Origin of the sequence: Shinella lacus, from assembly GCF_010994755.1 — a bacterium.
Taxonomy (GTDB): Bacteria; Pseudomonadota; Alphaproteobacteria; order Rhizobiales; family Rhizobiaceae; genus Shinella; species Shinella lacus.
In genome coordinates this window covers 1-20,315 of the sequence record NZ_WHSB02000026.1, presented here as the reverse complement: position 1 = coordinate 20,315, position 20,315 = coordinate 1, and the positions used below count along the sequence as shown (strand labels likewise).

Annotated in this window: 24 protein-coding genes; 12 read left to right on the top strand and 12 right to left on the bottom strand. The window is 64.4% G+C overall.

What is annotated here, in order from left to right; all coding sequences use genetic code 11:
• Positions 1 to 63 precede the first annotated feature (63 nt).
• Positions 64 to 1,071: a DUF2125 domain-containing protein gene (locus tag GB927_RS33030; protein ID WP_256121403.1), complete on the top strand. Its 1,008-nt coding sequence runs from the start codon at positions 64 to 66 to the stop codon at positions 1,069 to 1,071.
• Here GB927_RS33030 and GB927_RS33025 read toward each other — a convergent pair.
• Together GB927_RS33025 and GB927_RS33020 are read right to left on the bottom strand one after the other, a co-directional pair.
• Positions 1,068 to 1,997: a prephenate/arogenate dehydrogenase family protein gene (locus GB927_RS33025; RefSeq protein WP_256121402.1), complete on the bottom strand. Its 930-nt coding sequence runs from the start codon at positions 1,995 to 1,997 to the stop codon at positions 1,068 to 1,070. The genes GB927_RS33030 and GB927_RS33025 overlap by 4 nt on opposite strands.
• A gap of 64 nt (positions 1,998 to 2,061) precedes the next feature.
• Positions 2,062 to 2,811: a class I SAM-dependent methyltransferase gene (locus tag GB927_RS33020; protein WP_256121401.1), complete on the bottom strand. Its 750-nt coding sequence runs from the start codon at positions 2,809 to 2,811 to the stop codon at positions 2,062 to 2,064.
• Positions 2,812 to 2,901: 90 nt separating this feature from the next.
• On the opposite strand from GB927_RS33020, the gene gloB reads away from it, so the two are divergent.
• Together gloB and GB927_RS33010 are read left to right on the top strand one after the other, a co-directional pair.
• Complete coding sequence (gene gloB, locus GB927_RS33015; RefSeq protein ID WP_256121400.1) at positions 2,902 to 3,672, top strand: hydroxyacylglutathione hydrolase; 771 nt, start codon at positions 2,902 to 2,904, stop codon at positions 3,670 to 3,672.
• A complete protein-coding gene (locus tag GB927_RS33010) occupies positions 3,672 to 4,094 on the top strand; it encodes a cupin domain-containing protein (RefSeq protein WP_256121399.1) in 423 nt (140 codons plus the stop codon). Before gloB ends, GB927_RS33010 begins: the two co-directional genes overlap by 1 nt.
• Positions 4,095 to 4,096: 2 nt before the next feature.
• On the opposite strand, the gene yddG is transcribed toward GB927_RS33010, so the two are convergent.
• Together yddG and GB927_RS33000 are read right to left on the bottom strand one after the other, a co-directional pair.
• On the bottom strand, positions 4,097 to 4,978 hold the full coding sequence (gene yddG / locus GB927_RS33005) for an aromatic amino acid exporter YddG (protein ID WP_256121397.1): 882 nt from the start codon (positions 4,976 to 4,978) through the stop codon (positions 4,097 to 4,099).
• A 39-nt stretch (positions 4,979 to 5,017) separates the two neighbouring features.
• Entirely contained in the window at positions 5,018 to 5,797 is a 780-nt protein-coding gene (locus GB927_RS33000; protein WP_256121396.1) for a DUF3108 domain-containing protein, read from the bottom strand.
• A gap of 257 nt (positions 5,798 to 6,054) precedes the next feature.
• Here GB927_RS33000 and rpmB point away from each other — a divergent pair, with 257 nt between their 5' ends.
• Together rpmB and GB927_RS32990 are read left to right on the top strand one after the other, a co-directional pair.
• A complete protein-coding gene (gene rpmB, locus GB927_RS32995; protein WP_256121395.1) occupies positions 6,055 to 6,354 on the top strand; it encodes a 50S ribosomal protein L28 in 300 nt (99 codons plus the stop codon).
• A gap of 122 nt (positions 6,355 to 6,476) precedes the next feature.
• Positions 6,477 to 7,115 (top strand): VUT family protein, encoded by a 639-nt coding sequence (locus tag GB927_RS32990; RefSeq protein ID WP_256121394.1) that lies wholly within the window; start codon positions 6,477 to 6,479, stop codon positions 7,113 to 7,115.
• A gap of 11 nt (positions 7,116 to 7,126) precedes the next feature.
• Here GB927_RS32990 and GB927_RS32985 read toward each other — a convergent pair whose 3' ends face one another.
• The 5 genes from GB927_RS32985 to GB927_RS32965 form a co-directional block, all read right to left on the bottom strand.
• Positions 7,127 to 7,570 carry a hypothetical protein gene (locus GB927_RS32985; RefSeq protein ID WP_256121393.1) on the bottom strand — a complete coding sequence of 148 codons (444 nt, stop codon included), beginning with the start codon at positions 7,568 to 7,570 and terminating at the stop codon, positions 7,127 to 7,129.
• 234 nt (positions 7,571 to 7,804) lie between these two features.
• A complete protein-coding gene (locus tag GB927_RS32980; protein ID WP_256121392.1) occupies positions 7,805 to 8,824 on the bottom strand; it encodes an esterase-like activity of phytase family protein in 1,020 nt (339 codons plus the stop codon).
• Positions 8,814 to 10,715: a cobaltochelatase subunit CobT gene (gene cobT, locus GB927_RS32975; protein WP_256121391.1), complete on the bottom strand. Its 1,902-nt coding sequence runs from the start codon at positions 10,713 to 10,715 to the stop codon at positions 8,814 to 8,816. The genes GB927_RS32980 and cobT overlap by 11 nt, the downstream gene beginning before the upstream one ends.
• Positions 10,716 to 10,733: 18 nt before the next feature.
• The gene (gene cobS, locus GB927_RS32970) at positions 10,734 to 11,732 is read right to left on the bottom strand and encodes a cobaltochelatase subunit CobS (RefSeq protein WP_256121390.1); all 999 of its coding nucleotides are present in this window, start codon (positions 11,730 to 11,732) and stop codon (positions 10,734 to 10,736) included.
• Positions 11,733 to 11,810: 78 nt separating this feature from the next.
• Positions 11,811 to 12,446 carry a J domain-containing protein gene (locus tag GB927_RS32965; RefSeq protein WP_256121419.1) on the bottom strand — a complete coding sequence of 212 codons (636 nt, stop codon included), beginning with the start codon at positions 12,444 to 12,446 and terminating at the stop codon, positions 11,811 to 11,813.
• 103 nt (positions 12,447 to 12,549) lie between these two features.
• On the opposite strand from GB927_RS32965, the gene GB927_RS32960 reads away from it, so the two are divergent.
• A complete protein-coding gene (locus GB927_RS32960) occupies positions 12,550 to 12,831 on the top strand; it encodes a BolA family protein (protein ID WP_256121389.1) in 282 nt (93 codons plus the stop codon).
• On the opposite strand, the gene GB927_RS32955 is transcribed toward GB927_RS32960, so the two are convergent.
• The 3 genes from GB927_RS32955 to GB927_RS32945 are packed head-to-tail and all read right to left on the bottom strand — an operon-like array spanning position 12,832 to position 15,857.
• The gene (locus tag GB927_RS32955) at positions 12,832 to 14,139 is read right to left on the bottom strand and encodes an HlyC/CorC family transporter (protein WP_256121387.1); all 1,308 of its coding nucleotides are present in this window, start codon (positions 14,137 to 14,139) and stop codon (positions 12,832 to 12,834) included.
• Positions 14,136 to 15,263, bottom strand: a complete 1,128-nt coding sequence (gene aroB, locus GB927_RS32950) for a 3-dehydroquinate synthase (RefSeq protein ID WP_256121386.1) — start codon at positions 15,261 to 15,263, stop codon at positions 14,136 to 14,138. The genes GB927_RS32955 and aroB overlap by 4 nt, the downstream gene beginning before the upstream one ends.
• A 12-nt stretch (positions 15,264 to 15,275) precedes the next feature.
• Positions 15,276 to 15,857 (bottom strand): shikimate kinase, encoded by a 582-nt coding sequence (locus tag GB927_RS32945; RefSeq protein WP_256121385.1) that lies wholly within the window; start codon positions 15,855 to 15,857, stop codon positions 15,276 to 15,278.
• Positions 15,858 to 15,998: 141 nt separating this feature from the next.
• On the opposite strand from GB927_RS32945, the gene GB927_RS32940 reads away from it, so the two are divergent.
• The 6 genes from GB927_RS32940 to GB927_RS34455 all read left to right on the top strand — a co-directional run.
• Positions 15,999 to 16,148, top strand: coding sequence for a hypothetical protein (locus GB927_RS32940; protein ID WP_202402872.1), 150 nt, complete (start codon positions 15,999 to 16,001; stop codon positions 16,146 to 16,148).
• Positions 16,145 to 17,092, top strand: coding sequence for a site-specific tyrosine recombinase XerD (xerD, locus tag GB927_RS32935; RefSeq protein ID WP_256121384.1), 948 nt, complete (start codon positions 16,145 to 16,147; stop codon positions 17,090 to 17,092). Before GB927_RS32940 ends, xerD begins: the two co-directional genes overlap by 4 nt.
• 78 nt (positions 17,093 to 17,170) lie before the next feature.
• Complete coding sequence (locus GB927_RS32930; protein ID WP_256121383.1) at positions 17,171 to 18,124, top strand: acetyl-CoA carboxylase carboxyltransferase subunit alpha; 954 nt, start codon at positions 17,171 to 17,173, stop codon at positions 18,122 to 18,124.
• Between the two features lie 207 nt (positions 18,125 to 18,331).
• On the top strand, positions 18,332 to 19,846 hold the full coding sequence (locus GB927_RS32925) for a L,D-transpeptidase family protein (RefSeq protein WP_256121381.1): 1,515 nt from the start codon (positions 18,332 to 18,334) through the stop codon (positions 19,844 to 19,846).
• Positions 19,843 to 20,091 carry a sulfurtransferase TusA family protein gene (locus GB927_RS32920; protein WP_256121380.1) on the top strand — a complete coding sequence of 83 codons (249 nt, stop codon included), beginning with the start codon at positions 19,843 to 19,845 and terminating at the stop codon, positions 20,089 to 20,091. Before GB927_RS32925 ends, GB927_RS32920 begins: the two co-directional genes overlap by 4 nt.
• A gap of 132 nt (positions 20,092 to 20,223) precedes the next feature.
• On the top strand, positions 20,224 to 20,315 hold a 92-nt coding region (locus GB927_RS34455; RefSeq protein ID WP_369431773.1), incomplete at its 3' end, for a transposase-like zinc-binding domain-containing protein.

Here is a 20,315-nt window from a genome sequence, read left to right as displayed (position 1 = left end):
CGCCGCAATTGCCGGCTTTGACGCCTTTGCGGGCAAATCGCATCGCCACCATTGGAGAACAACATGGCATCGTCAAGCCACGCCGGCACGTCCGGCGTCTCGCGCAAACTCGTTCGGCTCGCCATTGCCGTCGTTCTCGTCGTCGCGCTCTATACGGGCGGATGGTTCTATGCCGCAAGCTGGCTGAAGGACACGCTGACGCAACAGCTCTCGGCGTCGGCCGCTGGCCTGCATTCCGCTTCCTGCAGCAATCTCTCCGTCCGCGGCTTCCCGTTCCGCATCGGCCTGTTCTGCGACACGGTCGGCATCGACGATCGCCCGACGGGCCTGTCGGCGACATTCGGTGCGCTGCGCTCCGCCGCCCAGGTCTATCGTCCGGGCCATGCCGTCGTCGAACTCGACGGGCCGGCGCAGGTGCGCGTCACGCCGGATCTCGTCTTCGATGCCGACTGGGACCTGCTGCGCGCCAGTGCCGTCGCCTGGACGAACGGGCTCGACCGCGCTTCCGTCGTCTATGGCGGGCTGAAGGGCCGGCTCAACGTGCCGTCGGAAGCCGTCTCGATCGGCGTTGCCGCCGCGCATGGCGAAAAGCATATCCGCCAGTCCGGTGACGCGCTCGACGTTGCCGCTTCGTTCGATGCACTGTCGCTCGATCTCGGCGACCGCGTGCTGCCGCCGCTCGACGTTGTGGTCGACATGACGGTCGCCGATGCGGCGAAATGGATTTCCACCGAAGGCCCGCCGGCGGACGTGCCGCTCGGCGCAAGCGTGGAACTGCGCCGCCTGTCGCTCGATCTCGGTGACGGCAAGGTCGCGGCACTCTCGGGCCCGCTCAAGGTGGGTGACGACGGTTATCTCTCCGGCACGCTCGATCTCGACATTGCCGGCATCACGGTCTGGCGCGACCGGATTTCCGAGGCGTTTCCGGAGATTGCCGAGACGGCAGCGCAGGTGGCGCAGGTCATCGAGGGGCTGTCGAAGGGCGGCGACCGGGCGGTGGTGAAGCTCAATGTCGAGGACGGGACCGTCTATCTCGGCCTCTTCCCGATCGCCTTCATCCCGCCGTTCTAACCTTTCTTATCAGCGACCGGACGGCCGAAGTTCGGCGCTGCGGTATCCTGGCCGGCATCGATGATCGAGCGGCGGATGGCGCGGGTGCGCGTGAAGAGGTCGAAGAGCTTTTCCCCGTCGCCCCAGCGGATGGCGCGCTGGAGATAGGCGAGGTCCTCGGAAAAACGCGACAGCATTTCGAGGATCGCGTCCTTGTTGTGCAGGCAGACGTCGCGCCACATGGTCGGGTCCGAGGCCGCCAGACGCGTGAAGTCGCGGAAACCGGAGGCGGAATATTTGATGACTTCCGATTCCGTAACCGTCTCCAGGTCATCGGCCGTGCCGACGATGTTGTAGGCGATGATATGCGGCAGGTGCGAGACGATGGCGAGCACCTTGTCGTGGTGCTCCGTGTCCATCTCGTCGACCTTTGAGCCGAGCGCCTCCCAGAAGGCGGCGAGCTTGCGCTTGGCGTCCTTGTCCGTGCCGTGCACCGGCGTCAGGATGCACCAGCGGCCCTGGAACAATTCGGCGAAACCGGCATCCGGGCCGGAATGTTCGGTGCCGGCCAGCGGGTGGCCGGGGATGAAATGCACGTTCTTCGGAATATGCGGCAACATCTGCGCTACCACCGAGGCCTTGGTGGAGCCGACGTCGGTAACGATGGCGCCGGGCTTCAGGTGGGGCGCGATTTCCTCCGCCACCTTGCCCGAGGCGCCGACGGGCACCGAGACGACGATGAGGTCGGCGTCCTCGACGGCCTTGCCGGCGTCATGCACATAGTCGGTGCCGAGGTCGAGCTCACGGGCGCGGTCGAGCGTCTCCTGGCTGCGGCTGGAAATGGTGACGGTCTTTGCCAGACCCTTGGCCTTCACAGCCCGGGCGATGGAGGAGCCGATGAGGCCGATGCCGATCAGCGTGATCTTGTCGAAATGTCCGTCCGTCATGTCCGCCGCCCTTCTTTGCCGCTCCGGCCCGGATTAACGGGCGGCTCAACATTTGTCGAGGGGATCAGCGCGGCGCGCGCTCGCGTGTCGTCGGCACGCCCTGTGGCGCCAGCACCGGCACGAAGACGCGGCGCGAGGCGCGGGCGGCGACCGGCAGGCCCTGGTAGAGCCGTTTCTGCGCTTCCACGATGATGACGCCGGAAAACATCGGCCAGAGCATGCGCCCCAGCCGTTCGAAGGCGCCGCGCAGTTTCTGCACGCTGCGCAGTTTCGAGGGCGGGAAGAACAGCGCTTCGGCGCTGGCGCCGGGCGTGAAATTGGTCTCGCGCAGCAGCGCGGTCAGCTGGCCGCGCGAATAGGGCCGGCCGGAACCGAAGGGCGTGTGCTCCATGCGCGCCCACACGCCGCGCCGGTTCGGCACGACGATGACGAGCCGCCCGCCCGGCGCCAGCACGCGCCAGAGCTCCTTCATGGTTTCGCGCGGGTTTTCGGCGAATTCCAGCGAATGCACCATCAGGATACGGTCGACGGCGGCATCCGGAAGCGGCAGTTCTTCGTCGAAGACCAGCGCCGTGGAGGAAAGTTCGCTCGGCGGCCAGTTCACCGCGCCCTGGCCCGCCGGCATGAAGGCGAAGGTGCGCTCGGTATCGGCGCGGAAGCGTTCGAGATAGGGCACGGCATAACCGAGCCCCACCAGCCGCTCGTCCGGCAGCCGCGCCCAGAGCGAGGCGAGCGCCATGGCGATCGAATGATCGGCCAGGCGGCCGAGCGACGAGTGGTAGAATTCGCGGAGGTCGACGATATCGGCATGCATGGCCTGAATGTGAGCGATAGGCTGGTGGACTTCAAGGCCGATTGCCTTACATTCCCGCCGACCGCCCGACCGATAGATGAGGATTGCGCCATGGCTTCGCTCGAACTAGACCTCTTTCCCTGCCGCAGCGATAATTTCGGCGTGCTGCTGCATGACCCGGCGACGGGCGCGACCGCGAGCATCGATGCGCCGGAGGAACAGCCGATCCTCGATGCGCTCGCCCGCCGCGGCTGGACGCTCAGCCACATTTTAACGACCCATCACCACAACGACCATGTCGAGGCCAACCTGGCGCTGAAGGAGCGCTTCGGCGTCACGATCATCGGGCCGGCGCGCGAGGCGCCGCGCATTCCCGGCATCGACCAGAAGGTAGATGGCGGCGACAGCTTTGACTTTGCCGGCCGCCGCGTCGAGGTCATCCTGACGCCGGGCCATACGCTGGGGCACATCTGCTTCCACCTGCCGCAGGAAAAGCTGCTCTTTGCCGCCGATACGCTTTTCGCGCTCGGCTGCGGCCGTCTCTTCGAGGGCACGCCGGCGCAGATGTGGGACTCGCTTTCGAAACTCGCTGCCTTGCCGGACGAGACCACCGTCTATTTCGGCCACGAATACACGCTGTCCAATGCGCGCTTCGCAAAGACCGTCGACCCGGAGAATGCGGCACTCCTCAGCCGTGTCGCCGAGATCGAGGCACTGCGAGCGGACGGTGCCTTCACCGCGCCCACGACGATCGGGCTGGAAAAGGCGACGAACCCGTTCCTGCGCGCCGCCGACCCGGCGATCCGCCGCCATCTCGGCCTGGAGACGGCCAGCGACGCCGAGGTCTTTGCCGAGATCCGGGCGCGCAAGGATCGGTTCTGATGACACCCGAGGAGATCATCGCCCGGCTCGGTATGGAGCGACATCCGGAGGGCGGCTGGTATGTGCAGACCTTCAGGGATGCCGATGGCGGCGAGCGCGGGCATTCGACGGCGATCTACTACCTGCTGGAAAAGGGCGAGCGCTCGCACTGGCACCGGGTGAAGGATGCCGTCGAGATCTGGCATCATTATGCGGGCGGGCCGCTGGCGCTGTCGCTTAGCGATGGTGAGGCGCCGGCCGAGGTGCAGGTGCTCGGGCCGGATCTTGCCGCGGGCGAGCGGCCGCAGCTCATCGTTCCGGCAAACTGGTGGCAGGCGGCCGAGCCGCTCGGCGACTGGACGCTGGTCGGCTGCACGGTCTCGCCCGGCTTCGTCTTCTCGTCCTTCGAGATGGCGCCGCCCGGCTGGATGCCTGGCGGCTGAACTCAGACCGGCGCCGTCGCGCGCCTGCGCAGAATCATGTCCTTGGCGGCAAGCACCGCGCCGCCCGTCACCAGAAGGCAGGCGAGGCCGATGCGCCAGGACGGTTCGGCGAACCCCGTGAGGATGAGCATGAAGGTCGAGAGCAGCGGCGCGGCATAGCTTGCGGCGCCGAGGATCTGGATATCGCCGTTCTTGACGCCGAAATCCCAGGCATAGAAAGCGGCTCCCACCGGCAGCAGGCCGAGACCGGCGACAGCGAACCACTCGAAATTGCTTTGCGGCCAGACGGTGGTTTCCAGCATCACATGGCAGAGGAGCGACAGCAGCGAGGTGGCGAGGCAGAAGCCGGTCACCACATCGGTCGAGACGGCCTCGAAGCGGCGGGTGATCAGTGAATAACCCGCCCAGGTGAAGGCGCAGAGGAAGGCCGCGCCATAACCGACGAGATAGGCCTCGTCGAAGGCAAAGCCGTTGCGGCCGACGATGAGGACCGTGCCGCCAAGGCCGAGCACGGCGCCGACGACATGGTTCCACTTCAGCGTTTCACCCGGAAGCAGCGCCGAGCCGACGACGATCAGCAGCGGCCAGAGATAGGCGATGAGGCCGGCTTCGACGGCCGGCGCGTTGCGCAACGCCGTGAAGTAGAGGAAGTGGTAGCCGAACAGGCCCAGAATGCCGGTGATCCAGATTTTTGGCGGCTGGCGCAGCAGTCTGATGCGCTGCGGCCTTGCGGCGAGCACGACGAGGCCGGGCAGGCTGCCGATCAGGAAGCAGATGGCGGAAAGCTGGAAGGGCGGCATCTTGCCCGAGGCGGCGGTGAAGAGCGCCAGCAGCGCCCACATGAGGATCGCCGAAAAGCCGATGAGGGTTGCACGCGTCTTCAAGGCCGATCACTCCCGCCGGTTTTCCGACGGGGCGCCGCGTCAGCCGCCGAAGCGCGTGGCCGAGACGGTGACAGGGCCGAGCTTGGTCGGAATCTGCACATAGACGGGAGCATATACATTCGCCCCCTCGGCCTTGGCAAACCAGATTTCCATCGTCTTCAGCTTGCGCAGGTATTCCACGTCGTCACGGCCCTTCTTGTAGCCGGACTTCGGGATGAAGCGGATGCCGCAGACCACGACATCGCCCTCGAAACCCTTGGTGGAATAGGGCTTGGTGCCCTTGGAGGTGAGTTTCAGGTCCATCCGGGATTCGCCGTCGAAGATCGGCAGCGTCTTCGGGCAGACCTTGCCGTCGTCGGAAGGGATGATCAGGCCGGAGATCGGGTCCAGCACGGCGCGCATGTCGGCGCTGGAGACCGGCACCCAGTTCTTCGGCTTGCGGCGCGGCGGCGTCATGTTCGCGGTGATGACATTGCCGTTGCGGAAGGTGACGTCGATGGCGCGGCTGCGCTTGCCGCTCTTGTAGGTCACGGAATAGTTGGTGGCGCGCAGCTTGTCGCGGCTGACCGTGCCGGAGACCGAGGTCGTGCCCTTGGTGCTCGAAAAGATATCGGCGAGGCCGGCCGATTGCAGGCTGCCGGAGATCGTGTAGCGGTTGCCCTGGAAGGCCGAGCGGAAGGTGGCGGTGGCGACCGGCAGGCCGGAAAGCCGGATGCTGTAGTCCGTGCGGTGCTCGATTTCAGCCGACGACAAGGGTGTCGCGCTGCCCGCAAGGGCAAGCGACATCAGTGCGCCAGCAATCCAACCCCGCCCGTTCATCCTTACGCTCTCCATTGAGACGCTCCGCCTAACCCGCCATTGCGGCGATTCTGCGCCGGTCAAAAAATCCCGATCGGCTTGCTATTGCCTGCAAATCATGAGCTTTGGCAACTGAATTCAAGCTGAACGGCAGGTTTGGCTTGACGGCTCCGCTCCGTGTGACTATAGAACCGCAACTTTCCAAAAAGGCCAGACGGACTGCGGCCGGTTTCGGTGCCGGAATCGTATTGTCCTGAACCAAGAAAAATAGGTGTACCATGTCCCGTAGTTGCGAATTGACCGGCAAGGGCGTCCAGTCGGGCAACAATGTGAGCCACGCAAACAACAAGACGAAGCGCAAGTTCCTGCCGAACCTGTGCAGTGTCACGCTGATTTCCGACGCCCTCGGCCAGCGTTACCGTCTTCGCGTTTCCGCTGCAGCGCTCCGCTCCGTCGAGCACCGCGGTGGCCTCGATGCCTTCCTGCTGAAGGCTGACGAGAACGAACTGTCGATGCGCGCCCGTCTGCTGCGCCGCCAGATCGCCAAGAAGACCGCAGCCGCTGCTGTCGCTGCCTGATTTTCCAGGCTTTGCGTTGCGATACTTTGATTGAGGCTTGACCGGTTCCGGGCAGGCCTCAATGCTTTGCGTTGCGTTAAATTGTCAGTCCTCCAACTGGTGGCATCACCCAGGATAAAAAAATGCTAGCGAACCGCATTACCCTTATCTATGTCCTCCTGATGACGGTCGTCGTCGTCGCCTCCAACGTGCTGGTGCAGTACCCGCTTTCCGGTGAACTGTTCGGCATCGCTCTCGGCGACCTGCTGACCTATGGCGCCTTCACCTATCCGGTCGCCTTCCTCATCACCGACCTCACGAACCGCCAGTTCGGCCCCCGCGTTGCGCGCCGCGTCGTCGCGGCCGGCTTTCTGGTCGCCGTGGTGTTTTCCTTCGCCGTCGCCTCGCCGCGCATCGCCATTGCGTCCGGCTCGGCGTTTCTGCTGGGCCAGCTCCTCGACATCTCCGTGTTCAACCAGCTGCGCCGGCAGGCCTGGTGGCGCGCGCCGCTGCTCGCCTCGGTGATCGGTTCGGTGCTCGATACGGTGATCTTCTTCTCCTTCGCTTTCGCGCCGGTCTTTTCCATCTTCGGCCCGAACGATGCCTTCGCGATCGAATGGGCGCCGGTGCTCGGCGTGCTGACCACGGACGCGCCGCGCTGGATCTCCTGGGCGCTCGGCGACTTCACGGTAAAGGTGCTGGTCGGCATCGTCATGCTGCTGCCCTATGGCGCGCTGATGAGCAAGCTGAAGCCGATGCCGGGCGTTGAAAAGACGGCTTGAGAAAAGAAGGGCTAGAGCCCTGCCGCGTCGTGGACGAGCTCACCGGTGAATCCACACGCGGCACCATGATAGCTGAGGCAACCGCTGCGCTCTTCGATCAACAGTTTGCCGTCTCTTGAAAAGACCAGACCGATTTCACAATAGCGTGCATTGACGCCCGATTGTTCCGCGTTCGGATCATAGGCTTCATTCTCGACGAAGAAGTTTCCTCCGGCACTATCGAGCTTCACCTCACCCTCAATGCCGCCGCCGCAGCCTGGAAGTCCATCCTCCTGCATGGGAACCACCGTTTCGATGGAGATCTTGTAGATATCGTCCTGCACATGTTTGAGATCGACCGTCAGATCGCCTTCACCCTTGCCGGACCACAGTCCCTCCAGCGGGTTTACGTCCTGCGCAAGTGCGGGCAAGGCGGCCAGAGCAACGAGCGTGGCAATGATTGTAGATCTGTTCATGTAATTTCCTTAATAAAGTACGCACAGATATTCTGGTGCAATTACAGCGGAGACAGGACGGGATCGATCAGCATATCGATCGATTCGTTCGCTGATTTTCCTTCCTAAGACCATGACGTCAAGACCGACGTGATTACAGAACGACCACCGTTATTAAGAGGCATCGGTGGTTTTGACTGGTATCAAGGAGATGTAGCAGGCGAGAACCGGTTAAAACGCAGCTGGCGTGACGCTTCATTGCCCTTGGAGCAGACGGAATTCCAGCATGAGGTTGCGCTGGAGAATGGAGTGGTTGTCGTCGGAGACCACGATGAGGCGGATGTCGTCTGGCGCCATCACCACCACGTCCAGCCCCTCCATATTGTCGATCTGGTGGCTGAGGTCGACGTCGATCAAAACCTCGCCATCGACCACCGCGCCGGGACGGATCTTCGTGCCGTCGATCCGCCGGATGCGCATGCCGACGCCGTCTGAAAGGCGGAAGCGGCGCTCCAGCAGCAGCAGGTCGCCGTTCGGCAGGAAGGCGCCGTCGGTGATGTCCCAGGGGTCGTTGCGCTTCACGGTGAACAAGCCGGCAAGCGGGCCGTCGAGAATGGCGGCAAGCGCGTTGCCCTCGGCATCGAGGCTGCGCTCGGTGACCGTCACCGGTACCGCGCCAAGCGGCCCCGCCTCCGGCGACATCACAAGCGTCTCCATGCCGCGATTGCCGCGCAGCTCTTCGCGGGGGAAGGGGAGCGGCAGTTCGCGTGACGGTCGCGCTTCCATGAAGCCCGGGTCCGGATAGGCGTCGATGCGATGCACGGACTCGAAGCTGACGAGCAATTCGCCCTTGCCGATCGCCAGGCCCTCGGCATCCATCTGGTACTTGACGTTCTCGTCCTGGCCTTCGGCGTTGAACATCGAGCGCGTCTTGAGGTCGGCGAGGCCGCTCAGGCGGCCTTCAGCATCGCGTTCTATACGGCCGGTCAGCCAGTGCCCGGTATCGAGCACGGCGACGAAGGATGCTTGGTCCGCGCGAAAGCGGATCGCCGACACGGCGCCGAGCAGCGGATTGCTGGACGAATAGCTAAGGCCGCCCAAGAATTCGAGCTTGCCGAAGGTGCGGGTGTCGGAGCCGAGCGCGAATTGCGAAAAGGCGCGGTTGACGACCGGAAGGTCGATGATTTCGGCGGTCGCCGGTTGCGCCAGTGTGAGGGCCACGGCAAGCGCGAGGCCATGCCCCAGGCGCCGGTGCGCCGCCGGCTCAGCCCGCACGGCGGCGGCCGGCGGGGCGTCGGCTGGTGGCCTCGTCGGCGAAGAGCGAGGCGAGCTGCTCGGTCATCGCGCCCGCCAGCTCGTCCGCATCGACGATGGTGACGGCGCGGCGATAGTAGCGGGTGACGTCATGGCCGATGCCGATAGCGAGAAGCTCGACGGGCGAGCGCGTCTCGATCTGCTCGATGACGGCGCGCAGGTGGCGTTCCAGATAGTTGCCGGGGTTCACCGAGAGCGTCGAATCATCGACCGGCGCGCCGTCCGAGATCATCATCAGGATGCGGCGCTGTTCAGGACGGGCGAGCAGGCGATCATGCGCCCAGATCAGCGCCTCGCCGTCGATGTTTTCCTTGAGCAGGCCTTCGCGCATCATCAGGCCAAGATTGCGCCGTGCGCGCCGCCAGGGGGCGTCCGCCGCCTTGTAGATGATGTGGCGCAGGTCGTTGAGTCGGCCCGGCGCCTGCGGCTTGCCGCTGCCGAGCCATTTTTCGCGCGACTGGCCGCCCTTCCACGCCTTGGTGGTGAAACCGAGGATTTCCACCTTCACGCCGCAGCGCTCCAGCGTGCGGGCCAGGATGTCGGCGCAGGTGGCGGCCACCGTGATCGGCCGGCCGCGCATCGAGCCGGAATTATCGATGAGCAGGGTCACGACGGTGTCGCGGAAGGTCGTGTCCTTCTCGCGCTTGAAGGAGAGCGGCTGCATCGGATCGATGATGATGCGTTGCAGGCGGGCGCTGTCGAGGTAACCCTCTTCGAGGTCGAATTCCCAGGCGCGGTTCTGCTGCGCCATCAGGCGGCGCTGCAGGCGGTTCGCCAGGCGACCGACCGCCCCTTGCAGATGGGCGAGCTGCTTGTCGAGGAAGGCGCGCAGGCGATCGAGTTCCGCCTCGTCGCAAAGCTCTTCCGCAGTGATCGTCTCGTCGAATTCCTGCGTGAAGACCGTGTAGTCGACCTTCTCGTTGAAATCCGTGAAGGGATGGTTCGGGCGGCGCACTTCGCCGGGCGTCTCGGTGTCGTCGCCGTCGTCGTCGACGAGGTCGTCGTCGGAGATTTCCGCGCCGTCCATCTCGCCTTCGTCCATCTGTTCGTCGGACGTCTCGTTCTCGTCGGCCGGTGCCGAATCGTCGCCGGCATCTTCCTGGCTGTCGTTGTCTTCCTGCTCGTCGCTGCGCGGCTGGTTTTCGTCCTCGGGCGTTTCGGAATCGTCCGGCTCGGTCTCGTCGTCACCGTACTGTTCGGCGACATTCATCGAGGCGAGCATGTTGCGCACGACGCGGGAGAAGGCCTGCTGGTCGTTGATCGTCGCGGAAAGGCCGTCCATGTCCCTGGCGGCCTTGTCCTCGATGAAATCGCGCCAGAGATCGAGCACCTTGCCCGCGGAGGCCGGCGGGGCCTGGCCCGTCAGCTTTTCGCGCACGATGAGGGCGACAGCCTCTTCGAGCGGCGCATCGGCCTGGCGGGTGATCGCGGAAAAATTCGCCTTGGCGTATTTCTCCGTCAGCATGGTGGTGAGGTTCTGCGCCATGCCATGCATGCGGTTGGAACCGATCGCCTCGACGCGCGCCTGCTCGACGGCGTCGAAGATGGCGCGGGCGTCGGCACCCTGCGGCGACATGGTCGCGTGGATGCGGGCGTCGTGGCAGGCCTTGCGCAGCGCCATCGAATCGCCGAGGCCGCGTGTGATGGCGACTTCGGCAGGCGTCGGGCGCTTGGTCAGTTCCGGCAGGCGGATGCGCTCGCCGGTCATGCCGGGCCGCTCGTTGGCGAAGGTGACCTCCACCTCCGCATCGCCGGAAACGGCGCGAACACAGCCCGTCACCGCGCGGCGGAACGGCTCCATGTCGACCACGCCGCCGGGCCTCGGCTTCGAATTGTCTCCGCGAGCAGCCATGAGATTCCTACCCGACCGTCAGGCCGTCGCCTCAAGCACGATGTTGGCGGCACTTTCCTTCAGCTCGACGCCGAAGGCGCGCTGGTAAAGTTCGGCGACCAGCGTGCGTTCCAGTTCGTCGCACTTGTTGAGGAAGGTGACACGGAAAGCGAAGGCGATATCCCCAAAGATTTCCGCGTTTTCACCCCAGGTGATGACCGTACGCGGGCTCATCACGGTGGAAAGGTCGCCGTTGATGAAGGCGGCGCGGGTGAGATCGGCGACGCGTACCATGCGCGAAATCGTCTCGCGGCCGTCCTTGCCGGCGGCCAGGCGCTTCACCTTGGCGGCGACGATGCTGACTTCATTGTCGTGCGGCAGGTAGTTCAGCGTGGTGACGATCGACCAGCGGTCCATCTGCGCCTGGTTGATCTGCTGCGTGCCGTGGTAGAGGCCGGTCGTATCGCCGAGGCCGACCGTGTTGGCGGTGGCGAACAGACGGAAGGCAGGGTGCGGGCGGATGACGCGGCTCTGGTCGAGCAGCGTCAGGCGGCCGGAGGATTCGAGAACGCGCTGGATGACGAACATCACGTCCGGGCGGCCGGCGTCGTATTCATCGAAGACGAGCGCGACATTGTGCTGGTAGGCCCAGGGCAGGATGCCGTCCTTGAATTCGGTGACCTGCAAGCCGTCCTTGACGACGATCGCGTCCTTGCCGACGAGGTCGATACGGCTGACATGGCTGTCGAGGTTGACGCGCACGCAGGGCCAGTTGAGGCGGGCCGCGACCTGCTCGATATGGGTCGACTTGCCCGTGCCGTGGTAGCCGGAGACCATGACGCGTCGGTTATGCGCGAAACCCGCGAGGATGGCCAGCGTGGTTTCCCGGTCGAACAGGTAGTCCGGATCGAGGTCCGGCACATAGGCGTCCGCCTTGGAATAGGCCGGAACCCGAAGGTCCGTATCAATGCCGAAGGCCTCCCGCACGGAAACCGTGGTGTCCGGGAGGTTGGAAATATCGAGATCCATCTTGCTCATCACGTCTCCGTGGGCTGCCGCCACCCGCGCGTCCGCCCAATGTCTTGTTGTGCGCCGTCTTATTGTGCGCCGACTGCTCTAGCAGAAGCCGGCCTGCTTTAACAATTGATATGCTTGAATGACCGCGCGAAAACGCTCCTCCGAGCCCCTATCTCCGCCATTTGCATCGGGGTGATGCTTTTTGACAAGGGCTTTGTAGGCGGTCTTGACGTCCTGGGCCGTCGCATTGGCGGCAAGGCCCAGCGTATCGAAGGCTTTTGCCTCCAGTGTCTTCAGTTTTCGGGTGCGGGGTTCCAGGCGCGGTCCGCGGCTGCCCTTGCCCTCGCCGAACAGGCCGAACGGATCGCGGATGCGCTGATTTGCCCCAGCGGTGCCGGAGCGCGCGCTGCCCTGCGTCGGGCCGTTCTTCGAGGCCTTGTTGACGCCGATCGTCCAGGTCGGGCGGTGGCCGGTGATCGCCTCTTTCTGGTAGCGCGCGATCTCGCCGTCTGAGAGGCCGGAGAAGTAATTGTAGCCCTTGTTGTATTCCTTGACGTGCTCGAAGCAGAACATGAAATACTGGCCTTCGGCATTGCGGCCCACCGGCGCGCGATGCACGGCATTCTCTTCGCAGCCGTCCCACTGACAGGTCGGCGCGGCGCGTTCGGGACGCTCCACGCGCCGCTTCGTGCGGATGCGGTCGAAGTATTTGGAATCGAGTTTCATGGCGCTAATTATGGGGGTCAGGACGATCTCCCACAAGAATTGACAAAGCGGATTGTTGCTGGCTTTGTGGGACCCTTTTCCTGCGTCGCGGCAGCGCCGCCGAAGGTTTGCCATGTCCATGAAATCCAGCATAACCGAGAAGCTCGGCGCCGCTTTTGCGCCGGAGCGTCTTGAGGTCATCAACGAAAGCCACCTGCATGCCGGCCACAAGCCGGAATTTGATGGGGAGGGCGAGACGCATATGCGCGTGCGCATCGTCTCGTCCGCCTTCGCCGGCATGAGCCGCGTGGCGCGTCATCGGGCGATCAATGATCTAGTGAAGGCGGAGTTCGATGCCGGGCTGCATGCGCTCGCGGTCGAGGTGGCGGCACCTGGGGAGGCGACGCGCTGGTGATCACTCCGCCGGCTGCTGGGCTTCTGCCGGGCGAATGCGCAGCTTGGTGATGCGGTTCTTCACACGTTTCATGACGATGAAGCGCTTGCCGTAGAAGGTGAATGCCTGCCGCTCCTCGGGGATCGATTTCGATTCGTGGATGACGAGGCCGGCAATAGTGGTCGCCTCCTCATCGGGCAGATTCCAGTCGAGTGCGCGGTTGAGGTCGCGGATCGGCACGCCACCATCCACCACGATGGAGCCGTCGGCCTCCTGCCGCACGCCCTGGATATCGATATCGTGTTCGTCGGAAATGTCACCGACGATCTCCTCCAGAATGTCCTCGAGCGTGACCAGCCCCTGCACCTCGCCATATTCGTCGACGACGATGGCGAAGTGGCCCTTGCGGCGAAGGAAGGCGTTGAGCTGTTCCTTGAGGTTCGTGGTGTCGGGTACGAACCAAGGTTTCTGCACGACCTTGGTGATGTCGAGGTTGGCAGGCTCCATGTCCGGTTCGGCGAGCGCGCGCAGCAGGTCTTTCGCATGCACGACGCCGATGATGTTGTCGGTCGAACCGCGCCAGACCGGCATGCGCGTATAGGCGCTTTCGAGAATGGTCCGGACTATGGCTTCCGGCGGCTCGTCCGCATTCAGCACCCGCATGGATGTGCGGTGGACCATGATGTCGGAGACCTCGAGTTCATCGAGATCGAGGATGCCGCCCAGCCGATCCCTGTCCGCTTTGATCACCGCACCTTCGCGATGCAGCAGGTTGACGGCGCCGCGCAGTTCCTCGTGTGCCGTCAGCATGGGCTCGTCATTGGAGAGTGTGACGCCGAAGATGCCGAGGATGACTCGGACGATGCCGTTGACCGCCGTCGAGAGTGGGCCGGCAATGGCCACGTAGATGCGCACGACGGGTGAGACGAAGAGAGCGAATCGATCCGGCGAGGAGATGGCCCAGCTCTTCGGCAGGACTTCGGAAAAGATGACGAGCAGCACGGTCATCGCGATCGTCGCGATGGCGACGCCGGAATCACCGAACAGGCCGAGGAACAGGCTGGTCGTCAGCGACGACGCGAGGATGTTGACGAGGTTGTTGCCGATGAGCAGGGCGCCAATCAGGCGATCGCGCCGCTCGATCAGTCTGTTGACGATGCCTGCACGCACTTCGCCATTGGCTTCCAACGTGTGCATCCGTGCCCGCGATGTCGCGGTCAGTGCCGTCTCCGAGCCGGAAAAGAATGCCGAGGCGGCGATCAGCCCCAGGATAGAGAGGAATATCAACCAATATTCGGCGAGGAAGGCCATGACGGATTCGCTGGTCATTTCGGCAGCTTTTCCTTGAGGAAGGCGACGACTTCGGATTGCGGCACGTCATCGGCGACGAAGGACTGGCCGATGCCGCGCGTCAGGATGAAGGTGAGCTTGCCGCCCTTGACCTTCTTGTCCTGGGCGATCGCATCCATCAGCCGTTCCGCCGGCGGCAGGCCGCCCGGGATCTGGTCCATCGTGGTCGGCAGGCCGACTTCGCGAAGATGCGCCTCGACGCGCCGGCCGTCGTCTGGGCTTGCGAGATTCATGCGGGCGGAGAACTGGTGGGCGAGCACCATGCCGATCGAAACCCCCTCGCCGTGGACCAGGCGGGCGCTGTCATAGTCCGTCGCGGCCTCCAGCGCATGGCCGAAGGTGTGGCCGAGGTTGAGCAGGGCGCGCGCGCCGTTCTCCCGTTCGTCGGCAGCGACGACATCGGCCTTGGCCTGGCAGCTCGTGGCGATCGCCTCGATGCGGGCCTCGCCGCCAGCAAAGACGTCCTGCCAGTTCTTTTCCAGCCAGGCGAAAAAGTCCGGCTTGTCGATCAGGCCATATTTGGCGACTTCGGCATAACCGGCACGGAATTCGCGCTGCGAGAGCGTATCGAGCACGTCCGTATCGGCAAGCACGAGGTCCGGCTGGTGGAAGACGCCGATGAGGTTCTTGCCGTGCGGCGAGTTGATGCCCGTCTTGCCGCCGACGGAGGAATCGACCTGCGCCAACAGCGAGGTCGGCACCTGGATGAAGCGCGAGCCACGGCGCGCGATGCCGGCGGCAAAGCCGGTCAGGTCGCCGATGACGCCGCCGCCGAGCGCCACGACCGCGTCATTGCGCTCGATGCGGGCGGCGAGCACGCTGTCGCAGACGCTGATCAGGTGCTCGAAGCTCTTCGTCTTTTCGCCCGCCGGCAGCACCAGCGAGACGGCATCGATGCCTTCTGCGTTAAGGGCCGCCATGAAGCCGTCGAGATAGAGGGGGGCGACATGCGCATCGGTGATGACGGCGATCTTTCGGCCCTTGAGGCGGGTGGCGATCTCGCGGCCGGCAGCGGCGATCAGGCCGGGGCCGATCAGGATGTCATAGGCGCGGTCGCCCAGTTCGACCCTTACGGTGCGGCGGGCGGTGGCAATGGCAGTCATCGGGTCATCTCGTCAGGTTCTGGGGCGGGCGGCGGTGATCGCGGCGAGCACCTCCTCCACCATGGTTTCCTTCTTCACGTCGCGCGAGAGCACCGTGAGATCGGCTTCCGCATAGATGGGATAGCGGGCGTTCATGAGGTTTTCGAGCGTCTGGCGCGGATTTTCCGTTTTCAAGAGCGGGCGGGTGTCGCGCTTGTTGACGCGCTCCCACAGCACGTCGAGGTCGGCCTTCAGCCAGACGGTGAGCCCGCCGCGTCGGATATGTTTTCGCGTGTTCTCGTTGATATAGGCGCCGCCGCCGGTCGACACGACCCGCGGGCCGGAGCGCAGCAGACGCTTGATGACGCGGGTTTCCAGCGCGCGGAACTCCGCCTCGCCGTAAGCCGCGAAAAGATCGGTGATCGACATGCGCGAGACGCGCTCGATTTCGTGGTCGGAATCGATGAAGGGAATGCCGAGCGCCTGCGCCGTCATCCGGCCGATCGCCGACTTGCCGGCGCCCATCAGGCCGATCAGCACGAGGTTGCGCTTGCCGAGTGCTGCGCGGGCCTGCTCGGCGAGCGTGGGAGGGGCCTGTTCGATCAGCTCGGTCATTGGTGTTTCCGGGGTTTCGTCCCTTTCCGTATCGACAAAAGCACCGGAAGCGTCAAGCCTGCGCGGGGGTTCATCCCTCGTGTCGGCCTTGCGCTCGGCGTGGGGCGAGGCGATATAGGGGGCATCGTCCCGGAGAGCGCCATGCCGACCCTGTTCCGATTCCTGTTCTTCTGCGCCGTGATCGCCGGCTCGATCTACGGCACGATGGTGGCGCTGGTGACCTTCGTGGAGCCGACGGAGCGCGAGGTGACGATCCGCATTCCTTCCGAACGGGTGAACCCGCAGCCATGAGGGACCCCTCCGCACTGCAGGTCGAATCCTTTCTAGAGATGATGAGCGCCGAGCGGGGCGCTGCGACGAACACGCTGCAATCCTACGAGCGGGACCTTGAGGACGTGCGCTCCTTCCTGAACGGGCGCAGCGTGCGCCTGACGGAGGCGACGCCGGACGATCTGCGCGCCTATCTCGGCCATCTCGCCAAGCAGGGTTTTGCCGCCTCCTCGCAGGCGCGGCGGCTGTCGGCGCTCCGGCAGTTCTTCAAGTTCCTCTATGGCGAGGGCCTGCGCGGCGACGACCCGACCGGCATTCTCGATGCGCCGAAGAAGGGCCGCTCGCTGCCGAAGACATTGAGCGTCGACGATGTCGGTCGCCTCATCGGGCGGGCGGAGACGGAGGCGGCGGAGCCCGGCGGCAACGTTCTCCTGCGCCGCCGCATGCATCTGCTCGTGGAGCTGCTCTATGCGACGGGCATGCGCGTCAGCGAGCTCGTTTCGCTGCCAGCAAGCGCGCTGGCGCAGACGGGGCGCTTCCTCGTCGTGAAGGGCAAGGGCAACAAGGAGCGGCTGGTGCCGCTGTCGCGCGCCGCGGTTGCCGCCCTCGATGCCTATGGCGAGGCGCTGGCGGCCGAGATCGGCGACGATCCGGCGGCGGGGCGCTTCCTGTTTCCAGCGCAAAGCAAGGAAGGCTATCTGCCGCGCCAGGTTTTTGCGCGCGACCTGAAGGCGCTGGCGGGGCGGGCGGGCATTCGTGCCGCGACGCTCTCGCCGCATGTGCTGCGCCATGCTTTTGCCAGCCATCTGCTGCAGAACGGCGCGGACCTGCGTGCCGTGCAGGAACTGCTCGGCCACTCGGACATTTCCACGACACAAATCTATACCCATGTGCTGGAAGAACGGCTGCACCAGCTCGTTCAGACCCATCACCCTCTTGCCAAACAGGCAAAAAAACCGGATTAGGACCCCCAATGCTTGCAAATGGCCGCTTGGCCGGCTGCACCCTGGCGCGGTTTGAGCAAACGATCGGAAACGCATCTCATGCACAACTACCTCGATTTCGAAAAGCCCATCTCGGATCTCGAAGGCAAGATCCACGAGCTGAGAAAGCTCGCCGAGGAAGATGAGAGCATCGACACGACGGATGAGGTCGGCCGGCTGGAAATCCGCGCCCGCGAGGCGATGGCCGACATCTATTCCAAGCTGACCCCCTGGCAGAAGACGCAGGTCGCGCGCCATCCGCAGCGCCCGCATTTCCTCGATTTCGCCGGCCAGCTTTTCGACGAGTTCACGCCGCTTGCCGGCGACCGCAAGTTCGCCGAGGACGAGGCGATCCAGGCCGGTCTCGGCCGGTTCCGCGGCGAGGCCGTCGCCATCATCGGCCAGGAAAAGGGCAACGACACCAAGTCGCGCCTGAAACACAATTTCGGCAGCGCGCGGCCGGAAGGCTACCGCAAGGCGATCCGCGTCATGGAAATGGCCGACCGCTTCGGCCTGCCGATCGTCACGCTGATCGACACCGCCGGCGCCTATCCGGGCATCGGCGCGGAAGAGCGCGGCCAGGCGGAAGCCATCGCCCGCTCCACCGAGATGTGCCTCAATGTCCGCGTGCCGATCGTCTCGGTCGTGCTCGGCGAAGGCGGCTCGGGCGGCGCCATCGCCATTGCCACCGGCGACCGGGTCTACATGCTGGAACATGCGATCTACAGCGTGATCTCGCCGGAAGGTGCTGCCTCGATCCTGTGGCGCGATTCGACGCGCGCCAAGGAAGCGGCCAGCAACATGAAGATCACGGCGGAAGACCTGAAGGCCTTCGGCATCATCGACGGCATCATCCAGGAGCCGGTCGGTGGCGCGCATCGCGATCCCGAAGCGGTGATCGGGCGCACCGGCGACGTGATCGCAGCAGCCCTCAAGGACCTCGGCGCCAAGCCGGGCGACCAGCTGCGCAAGGACCGCCGCCAGCGTTATCTCAATATCGGCCGCCAGCTTTAACCGGATTCTTGGCGCTTGGCGGCCTTCCGGGCCGCTTTCGCCCAATCTCGGCCATATTCCTTGTGTCTGAGAAGATCGCGGGTTCCCGGCAGCCTCGCGAAAGAATTTCCGGTTAAGAATTTATGAAGTATAAGCCGGTTACGACTGCGCGTCCGCCCTTGTCGGCGCGACGGCATGCGATCTGACGATTGTTGACGGACCTTTCGAATGCGCCTGACTGTTCTTGCCGCTGTATCGCTTCTCGCTGTGGCCGCTGCCGGCTGCACGAACGAGACGCTCGACACGTTCGACAAGGTCGACGTCGACATCACCAAGGTTTCCAGCAAGACCAACTACCAGCTTTCCTCCGCGGTGCTCGGCAAGCTGTCCTCGATGGGCATCGACCGCTCCTCGCCGATGATGCTGCGCATCTTCAAGGAAGAGGGCCGGCTGGAACTGTGGAAGGCCGATCGGGCGAACCGCTTCAAGCTGGTGCGCAACTACAAGATCTGCGCCTGGTCCGGTAAACTCGGGCCGAAGATGAAGGAAGGCGACCGCCAGGCGCCGGAAGGGTTCTATCCGCTCTCCAAGGCGAACATGAACCCGAATTCGAGCTACTACCTCGCCATCAATACCGGCTACCCGAATGCCTTTGACCGCGCCAACAAGGCGAGCGGCACGCATCTGATGATCCATGGCGCCTGCTCGTCGTCCGGCTGCTATTCGATGACCGACGAGCAGATGGTGGAGATCTTCGCCTTCGCCCGCGATGCGTTCGGCGGCGGGCAGTCGACCATCCAGCTCCAGGCCTTCCCCTTCCGCATGACCGCGGAAAACATGGCGCGCCACCGCGACAATCCGAATATCGAATTCTGGAAGATGCTGAAGGTCGGCTACGACCATTTCGAGCTGACCAAGCGTCCGCCGGAGGTCAATGTCTGCGAGAAGAAGTACGTCTTCAACCAGCAGGCCGACAAGCCCTTCTCGCCGACGGGCGCCTGCCCCGCGATGACGACGCCGGCCGGCCTCGAAGTGGCGCTCGGCAGCTACAACAAGACCTATGCCGCGGCTTACGCCACCGCGATGCGCAAATATGACGGCACGGTCTGGGTCGAGCCCTCGGAAGCCCAGCGCAAGGCGATTGTCGCCGACCAGCGCAAGGGTCGCGAGCTCGCCTATGCGCCGACCGGCAACTCGCTCGATGCCGGCAAGCTGATGACGGCCCGCGAGATCGCCGAGCAGAAGCGCAAGGCCGAAGAGGCCGAAAAGCGCAAGGTCGAGGCCGCAGAACGCGCGGTACGCGAAGCCGAACAGGCCAAGCTCGACGCCGAGCAGGCGAAGATCAAGGAAGCGGAAGCGCTTGCCGCCGACGTTGCTGCCGCCAAGGCCGCAAAGCAGGCCGAGGGCAAGGACGCCCTGCCGGTGCCGGAGGAAAATCCGGGCGTCGCTGTCGTCGAGAAGAAGGAAGAAAAGCCCTTCTGGAAGTTCTGGACCGACAAGGCGGCGCCACGCAAGGTCGAGCCAGTCGCCGGCGTGACGCAGGAGACCCAGCAGCAGGCGAAGGCCGAAGCCGGGACGCAGACGCTTCAGAAGGAACAGAAGCCGGCGACGGAGACCGCCGGCCAGCGCGTGGAGAAACCCGCGGAAGGTACGGTCGTTCTGCCGACGCCGGAGCAAAATCCGGAGGTTCAGGTCGTCGAGAAGAAGGCCGAAAAACCCTTCTGGAAATTCTGGCAGAAATGACCGCCACGGCGGCCCGCGATGAAGCCGAGGTCTATGACCTGCGCGGGCTGAAATGCCCGCTGCCGGTGATGAAGGCACGCAAGCGCCTGTCGACGATGGCGGGTGGCGCCGCGCTCTGGGTCGAAACCACCGACCCCCTCGCCGTCATCGACATCCCCCACTTCTGCCACGAGGACGGCCACGCGCTCGAAGCAAGCGAGCGTGTCGAAGCGGGGCATCGCTTCCTGATACGCAAGAAGGTTTAGTGGCTCGCAGCTATTGTCGCGTCTTGCTGCTACCCCCCTCTGCCCTGCCGGGCATCTCCCCCTCAAGGGGGAGTGTTTACACGGAACGCTTTTGAGGTTCTGCTATGGGGGTGATTTGCGTGGAGGCAGGTGATGGATTGCCCGGGCTGTGGTGGTGTCGATCTGATCAAGCGCGGCAGCAAGGCCGGCCATCAACGCTATCGATGTCGCGCCTGCGGCCGCTA